Below are 6,831 nucleotides of genomic sequence, written 5' to 3'. Positions count from 1 at the left end.
GCAGAGAAAATCCCGTATCCCGCTGTCGTGCAGGCAAACTTAACGTCCACGGCTGTGGGCGGTTACTCTCGATGCTCCGTCCAGCTTCGCTCCCCGCACTGGCATTAGTAGATGCGTATGGTCAGCCCTCGCGTCGAGTCTAGCATCTGATGTGTAAGCTCTGGTTGAGCCCCGCATCTACAACAGCTTTCGTCATGGTTCCTGGATGCGTGGAGGCTGGGAGATCTGGGGCGTGTCGCCCATATCCGCCGCTCTGTTCATCCTTCTTCGCTCGTGATGCTGATCCGGTACAACAAGCGATCGCCAGCCTCGACATCGAGGCTCCAACTCTCCCCGGGCTGTAGCCATGTTTCGATGTCTCGGGTCAGCAACAGAGCTTCCTTCCAAGCAGCGCGATCGTCTCGAAGCTCGGTTCCGACTTCATCCCGAAACGGGAACTTTCCGTTGATGTGAAAGAAGAAACGGGGCATTGACCGCAAACCACGACTTTCCGTCCGCAAACGCGACCTTCCGCAGACCGTTCCTAAACGGCTGGGCTAGGAACGTTAAACCGGCCGGGTGAATTGAAGTTGAGTGGGGCCAATCGGAGCCCGGGGGCGAGCGCGGACCAGTGTCATGGCTGAGCACGGAGATATTTGCCGCACGCGAGCTGAGCACTGCCGGCAACAAGCCGCGAAGACGGTCTCTTCGATAGACAAGCAGCAACTGCTGCGGCTTTCCGAAGAATGGCTGAGGCTCGCACAGCGCCCCTCATTCAGGGACGAGTTGGCTGCCGACGGCAGTGAGGCTATCGGCCCCGCTCTCAGGCATCCAACGGTTCACTGAGCGTTCGCAGTCAGATGAGAAGGAAAGAACCATGAAAACGATCTATTTCGCTTCGGTTTGTGGCGCCACTTTTTTGACAGTCACCAGCTTCGCAAACGCACAAGGAACGGGCGTTAGTGCAAACCGCGATCAGGGCGTCACGCCCAAGCAATGCTGGGATGTCAGCAGCAACATCATTCGCGAAAAGAACCCGAGCTCCGCTGGTGCATCATCTTCGGAAAAGGCACCTGAAACGACTGTGGGCTCAAGCACGCCGGGCCCAACTGGGTCTGGCGCTTCGGGCTCAACCGGCTCCACTGGAAATGCGTCGGCACGTCCGGCGGGAATGCCGGATTGCTGACACGCCAAAAGAGCTTTGCTCGTATAGATCACAGTGGCGGCTTGTTTCGTTGAGCGCGAACTTCACCGCCAATTGGTCCGATGACGATGAGCGGAGATCGGAATGATCCTAGTCGGGAGACCGTTATGTCGTGACTTACGCGAACAACTCGTTGCCAGCAGGCGTGATTTTCGCATACGGGGCGCACCTCATGGCCCCGCTTCTCGAACAAGCCAAAAATGAACAATTTTGCCGACTTATTTCCGGCGGAGGTGACCATGAGCCAGAGCACCGATCGCCAAGAGTTACAGCGCCAGCTCGAGCAAGCGAAGCGGCTGGCTTCCGAGATAACCGACCAAACGACCTATCAGCGGCTCAAGGCGTTCGTCGAGGATCTGAGAGAGAGCCTGCAACGGCGCTTAGCTGCGCGCCGGTCCAAGCAAGCAATCAGGGCTCGTGCCCACGAACTCTGGGAACAGCACGGGCGGCCTACGGGGCGGGATCTAGAGTTCTGGTTACAGGCAGAGCGGGAACTTAGCGAGGATGAAAACGAGTGAGCGCATATTCCGAAGTGGACGCACCTAGCCAAGCGAGAGTTCTGGCCGCCGTTTCTTAGGAGCGCGTGCTATTGTGTCGGCACACAGGAGGGAGACGCGATGTCGACGTCAAAGAAGCCGCTGAAGCCCGACGATTTTCCCGTGAGTGCCGAAGGCAAAACGATCAAGAAGCAGGACGGCACGCCGATCGCGACGACGGAAGATTCACCTATCGCTGATGATGTGGCCGAGCGCCTCAATGAGGACGAAGCCCGCCGCGAAGAAGATAAGTGGGCCTGATCTTCCGTCGTCGATGGACGACGGGCGGCCGCGTGCGATCAGTCATCGATCAGCGTGCCGATCAACTCGAGGAGCGCTCGGTGTTCTGGCCCATTAGCTCCGTCTCGAAGAAATTTACCTATGGCCGTGTCGGACACCTGTCCTCCAGAGCTTAGATTCGGCTGATGCCTTACGACGGGCATTTTGGAAGTCGGATCCCGCGCCAGGAACCAGGTGTCCCCGTTGCTGCTTTCGTACAAGATTCGTTCCGTCATGGAGATGTAAGCGGACCCACGACGTTCCGTTCCTCTCTGGGGTCGGCATAAGCAAACTTTATGCGGCGAGCCTATCTTCCTTGTCGGGGCCGCGCATGACGATCTTGAGCGTGGCATCCGGCAGCGGCCGCTGCAGCGCCTTGGCCTCATCCCATGGCGCGCGCAGCCAGACGTCGCGCTCCTCGTCCGTCGTGAGGATGACCGGCATGGCCTTGTCATGGATCGGTTTGACGACAGCGTTCGCCTCGGTCCTCATTCAGCGCGAACCAGACTACGTCCTTTTTCTTCGTGGCCGGATTTGGCTCCGGCGCATATTCAGCGAAGCTGTTGAAGGGGACCAGGCTACGGTTCTCCGGCTTGAGCCAGCCGCGCCAGTGCGGAGATTTGGTGTTGCCGATGTTCGTCACGGGCGGACCAGGTTTGCTCGGCGGAGGCGGCATGCCCCAGCCCATCAGCGCCAGCTCACGGCGGTCGCCGGCGTTGCGCACCACGGGTGCCGGATAATCCGGAAAGACGCCGGGCATCGGCGGCAGGTTGCCGACGTAGTGGTTTACGACCCGGAACAGCGCGCGGATTGCTTCCTGGTTGGTGGTTATCGAATAGAGATTGCAGATCAGATGTCCTTAGCGTTCGCCCGGCCACCATGTCGATGGCGGATCCTGCGCGCTGATCTTGTTCGGCCGCAACGCGACCAGGTGGCTGCGCTTGTAGGGATAGCCGCGTTCGTCTGAGCACAGCTTGCAGCGCATGTAGCGCTCGAGCTCGTGAATGGGTGTCGACTTGCGCCGGCGGATGATGTCGAGGGCGACCGTCTGACGGGTACTGCAGCCAGGCACTTCACCTCGAGATAGCTGCAGCCGGCATTGAGCGCGTCGCCGAGCGCAGGCGAGGGCTGCGCCGGTCCGTGAAAGGCCAGCATGCGCATGTTCCAGGCTTGGCATGCGAGCCGATCTGCGTCCTTGCGCGCCTTGGCCGCCTGCTCGGCAGCGGAGCGCACGGATGCGCCGTAGATGCTCTCGCGTGCTTGGTGCCCATGACATGAAAAATGCGCTGTGGGGTTCGCTGCGGCAAGCCGCTAGGGCTCGCGGCTGGCAGCATCACAAGCAACTAACGAGGTGTGCTCCGGCGATGGCCGTGAACGAAGTCCGAACGGGGGTTTGCCAACTCGGAGGCTGGAATTGTCGACCGTCAGCGCCGCGAACGGACCGAGAATAAGCTAAGTTGTTGATGATGTTTCGATTTGTGGTGAGCGCGGAGGGACTCGAACCCTCGACCCCATGATTAAAAGTTAGGGGTGTGCACACAAGCCAACTCGCTACAAACGTTCGCGTTTTCCCAAAATCACCAAAAAGCACAACGATCTCAGTATTTTCTCGGCTTTCCCTGCGTTGCCGTGCTTTTCCTTGCGTTTTCCCCCTAGTGTGTGCATAGAGTGTGCAGAGAGAACCCGTAACGAATCTGTGTGCACGCGAGGGGGCGCTATGCAGGTCAAGATTACCAAGACGGCAGTCGACCGGATGACGGCGGGGCAAATCCTCGCCGATAAAGAGGTGAAGGGCTTTGTAGCGCGCAGGCTCGATAGCGGCGCCGTGACGTTCGGGTATCGGTACCGGGACAAGATGACCGGCAAGCAGCGCTGGCTCGGTCTGGGGCTGCACGGGAACATCACTGCGGAGAGGGCTCGTGACCTCGCCAAGAAAGCCGCCGGCGAAGTCGCCAACAAGCAGGATCCAGTCGGGGAGCTGGAGGAGGCACGCGCCGAAGCCAAGCGGGAGAAACTGGCCGAAACCAACACTGTGGACGCTGTTCTGGACATCTTCGTGAAGCGCCACGCCAGCAAGCTGCGGAGCGCGGACCAGATCAAGCATGCCTTCGATACCTACGTGCGGCCGGAACTCGGCAGCAAGTCGGTCTATAACGTCAAGCGCAGCGAAATAGTCGCCATGCTCGACAAGGTCGAGGACCAAGCCGGCCCAGTGATGGCTGACCGGGTGCTGGCGCATCTCCGCAAATGTTTCAACTGGTGGGCTGCGCGCGACGACGAATTTAAATCACCTATCGTCAGAGGCATGTCTCGGACGAAACCGAAAGAGCGCGCCCGCAAGCGCATCCTGGCGGACGACGAGATCCGCGACATTTGGAGGGCGCTTGATAGGGCTGACGTCCCAGCCCCTTATCCGCGCTTCGTGAAATCGCTTCTGCTCTGCGCCACGCGCCGCAACGAGTCGGCCCGTATGAACTCGACCGAATTCGAGGGTGACAACTGGACCATCCCCGGCGAGCGCTACAAGACTAAACTGGATCACGTCATCCCGCTGACCGACCAGGCCAAGGCCCTGATCGGCGAGAAGCCGGAAGGTTTGAAGGGCAATTCGTGGTTCATCTTCAGCACCACCGGCGGCAAGAAGGGCTTCTCCGGTTTCTCGAAGGCTAAGGCCGCGCTGGATGCCAAGATTGCCGAGATCAGGAAAGCCGAAGGCCGCGAAGCAATGCCGCCTTGGGTACTCCACGACCTGCGCCGGACCGCGCGCAGCCTCATGAGCCGGGCAAAGGTGCCTACCGACCACGCGGAGCGCTGCCTCGGGCACGTAATCGGTGGCGTGCGCGAAACGTACGATCGATATGAGTACCTTGAAGAGAAGCGCGCCGCATTCGAGACCCTGGCTGGGTTGATTGACCTGATCCTAAAGCCGCCGGGCCAGACGATTGCGGCGGCGCTTGAGGTCGGTCAAATGGCCGATTCACTTTGAGGAGAGTCGGCTAGCAAATTGTGGCGTGCGATGACCGCCGATTAGTGCACATCCTGCGCAAATACAAAAAATAAAATGATGGGATCCAGCTAGCAGATTTGCCGGTTGCTGGCCTATCTACCTCCATCACCGCGATAGTTGCGGAAACAAATGGAGGATTGGGAATGCACCTGAAAGTCAAAGAAGCGGCCGAGCGCATTCGGCTATCGAAATCAACCCTCGATAAACTGCGCGTCTACGGTGGCGGCCCCACCTATTTCAAGCTGGGACGAACGGTAGTTTACGCAACCGACGACCTGGACGCCTGGATGGCGGCGCGTCGGCGGGAGTCTACAGCTGTTGCAGCCAACGACAATTCAAAGAGCGGCACCCAAGCCGCCTGAAGCACGATCCGCCAACCGACCCCCGCAATTTTTTCTTCCCGCCCTTTACCGCTGAAAGCGACGCGACCTATCTGATTGCGTCGTTTCGAAATTGCCCGCTCCACTTCCACCTCTGGAGGAGACCATGCCTTATCAAATGTTGTCCGCTAGCCAGTTGACTGGCATGGCGCACTCAAGACCGAAGGTTCCAGACGGTTGGATTGACGACGGAGCCAGAGCGATTGCGCGGCGCCATGAGCGGGAGACCGACGCAATGCTAGCGCAGTTCGGCGAGGCGGGAGAGAGTGTCTACAATCTTGCTAGCTACAGGGTCGCGCGCATTGAGGGATGGTTCTAGGTGAGCATTAAAGCGAAGGCGCACGCGGGCGAGCAGACGGGCGGCGCAGCCAATGACAACGACCCCATCAGCGCGGCCGAAAAGTTCAAGAAGGACTTCACGTTCACTCGCTATAGCGAGCTCGGTCAAACAACGAAGGCTAAGAAGTTCGTAATCGAGGGCGTCATGGCTGCTGGCGAGTCATCGTATACTGTGGCCAAACCAGACAGCGGGAAGTCCGTCATTACGCTGGACGTGGACTTCCATGTCGCGGCAGGACTGGATTGGCACGGCTACAAGGTGACGAAAGGACTCGCGGTCAACTTCGCGTTTGAGCGGTACGACCTGCAGCTACGTCGCGGCATGGCGTTGCGCCAACATTATTCCGATGTCGAGCCGGACATCCCGCTTGTGATTGTTGGCGGCAAGTTCGATTTGCACGGCAGCCTGCTTTCCGCCAAGCGCATGGTCGAGCTGATTAACTACTTACAGGACGATTACAAGACCGAGTTGCGAAGCGGGACCTTAGATACCCTGACGAAGTCGTTTGGCCGCGGGAAGCAGAACGTCGCCGAGGATATGAAGGCATACTTCGATAGCGTTGCGCTTCTGCTCGAAAAGTTCCCTACCGCCCACTTCACTATCGTTCACCACGAAGGGCACGACACCGGCCGCGCGAAGGGCGCCATCGACTTGGACGGACTGGTTGATGTCAGCCGCAGGGTGGTTCGCAAGGGTGAACTCTTCCGGCTTGAGTGCGATGGCGCCAACGACGGCGGCGCTTCTGGAACATTGCTGACCTATGGCATGAAATCCGTCGAAGTGAAGGACGCCGACGGTAACGCGTTTACTGCTCCTATTGTGTTCAAGTCGGCTGATACGGAGAAGTTCGCGGCTGCGGCCAGTGGTAAGGTTCTGGAGACCGTGAAGGCCAAGACCAAGGCCGAGTTAATGGACATCCTGACCGAGCTATCAGCGGGCGGGCGTCCAGTCGGTGGCGGCATATGGCAGTCCAAATACCATGAGCGATATCCCGACCTGAATGAGAACACGGTCGATTCGCGCTTTAAGCGTAAGCATCCGGTGAGAGCCGCGCAGGGGTCACTCAGGCTGCTTGATTGACTTGCTTATTTCGGTCGCGCCAATTC

At 59.1% G+C, this 6,831-nt stretch carries 7 protein-coding genes and 2 pseudogenes; 6 read left to right on the top strand and 3 right to left on the bottom strand.

Annotated elements, in window-relative coordinates; all coding sequences use genetic code 11:
- Positions 1-257 precede the first annotated feature (257 nt).
- On the bottom strand, positions 258-470 hold the full coding sequence (locus AC5ZG1_RS43095) for a DUF6894 family protein (protein WP_130226903.1): 213 nt from the start codon (positions 468-470) through the stop codon (positions 258-260).
- 386 nt (positions 471-856) lie between these two features.
- Between AC5ZG1_RS43095 and AC5ZG1_RS43090 the strand changes: the two genes are divergently transcribed.
- The 3 genes from AC5ZG1_RS43090 to AC5ZG1_RS43080 all read left to right on the top strand — a co-directional run bounded on the left by AC5ZG1_RS43090 (position 857) and on the right by AC5ZG1_RS43080 (position 1,980).
- Complete coding sequence (locus AC5ZG1_RS43090; protein ID WP_496136449.1) at positions 857-1,165, top strand: hypothetical protein; 309 nt, start codon at positions 857-859, stop codon at positions 1,163-1,165.
- 257 nt (positions 1,166-1,422) lie between these two features.
- Entirely contained in the window at positions 1,423-1,701 is a 279-nt protein-coding gene (locus AC5ZG1_RS43085; protein ID WP_496136448.1) for a DUF2934 domain-containing protein, read from the top strand.
- 99 nt (positions 1,702-1,800) lie between these two features.
- Positions 1,801-1,980, top strand: coding sequence for a hypothetical protein (locus AC5ZG1_RS43080; protein ID WP_130232076.1), 180 nt, complete (start codon positions 1,801-1,803; stop codon positions 1,978-1,980).
- 312 nt (positions 1,981-2,292) lie between these two features.
- Here AC5ZG1_RS43080 and AC5ZG1_RS43075 read toward each other — a convergent pair.
- Both AC5ZG1_RS43075 and AC5ZG1_RS43070 read right to left on the bottom strand, forming a co-directional pair.
- Positions 2,293-2,848: pseudogene (locus AC5ZG1_RS43075) on the bottom strand (SOS response-associated peptidase family protein).
- 9 nt (positions 2,849-2,857) lie between these two features.
- Positions 2,858-3,246, bottom strand: a pseudogene (locus AC5ZG1_RS43070) (hypothetical protein).
- A 469-nt stretch (positions 3,247-3,715) separates the two neighbouring features.
- On the opposite strand from AC5ZG1_RS43070, the gene AC5ZG1_RS43065 reads away from it, so the two are divergent.
- The 3 genes from AC5ZG1_RS43065 to AC5ZG1_RS43055 all read left to right on the top strand — a co-directional run bounded on the left by AC5ZG1_RS43065 (position 3,716) and on the right by AC5ZG1_RS43055 (position 6,805).
- Positions 3,716-4,984, top strand: coding sequence for a tyrosine-type recombinase/integrase (locus AC5ZG1_RS43065; protein ID WP_496136447.1), 1,269 nt, complete (start codon positions 3,716-3,718; stop codon positions 4,982-4,984).
- A 164-nt stretch (positions 4,985-5,148) separates the two neighbouring features.
- A complete protein-coding gene (locus AC5ZG1_RS43060) occupies positions 5,149-5,367 on the top strand; it encodes a helix-turn-helix transcriptional regulator (protein ID WP_496136446.1) in 219 nt (72 codons plus the stop codon).
- A 337-nt stretch (positions 5,368-5,704) separates the two neighbouring features.
- On the top strand, positions 5,705-6,805 hold the full coding sequence (locus AC5ZG1_RS43055; RefSeq protein WP_496136445.1) for an AAA family ATPase: 1,101 nt from the start codon (positions 5,705-5,707) through the stop codon (positions 6,803-6,805).
- The last annotated feature ends 26 nt before the right edge of the window (positions 6,806-6,831 follow it).

The sequence above is a fragment of the Bradyrhizobium sp. Leo78 genome, assembly GCF_059512425.1.
The sequence above is the reverse complement of the archived record's forward strand: the minus strand, read 5'-3'. Positions and strand labels throughout refer to the sequence as shown.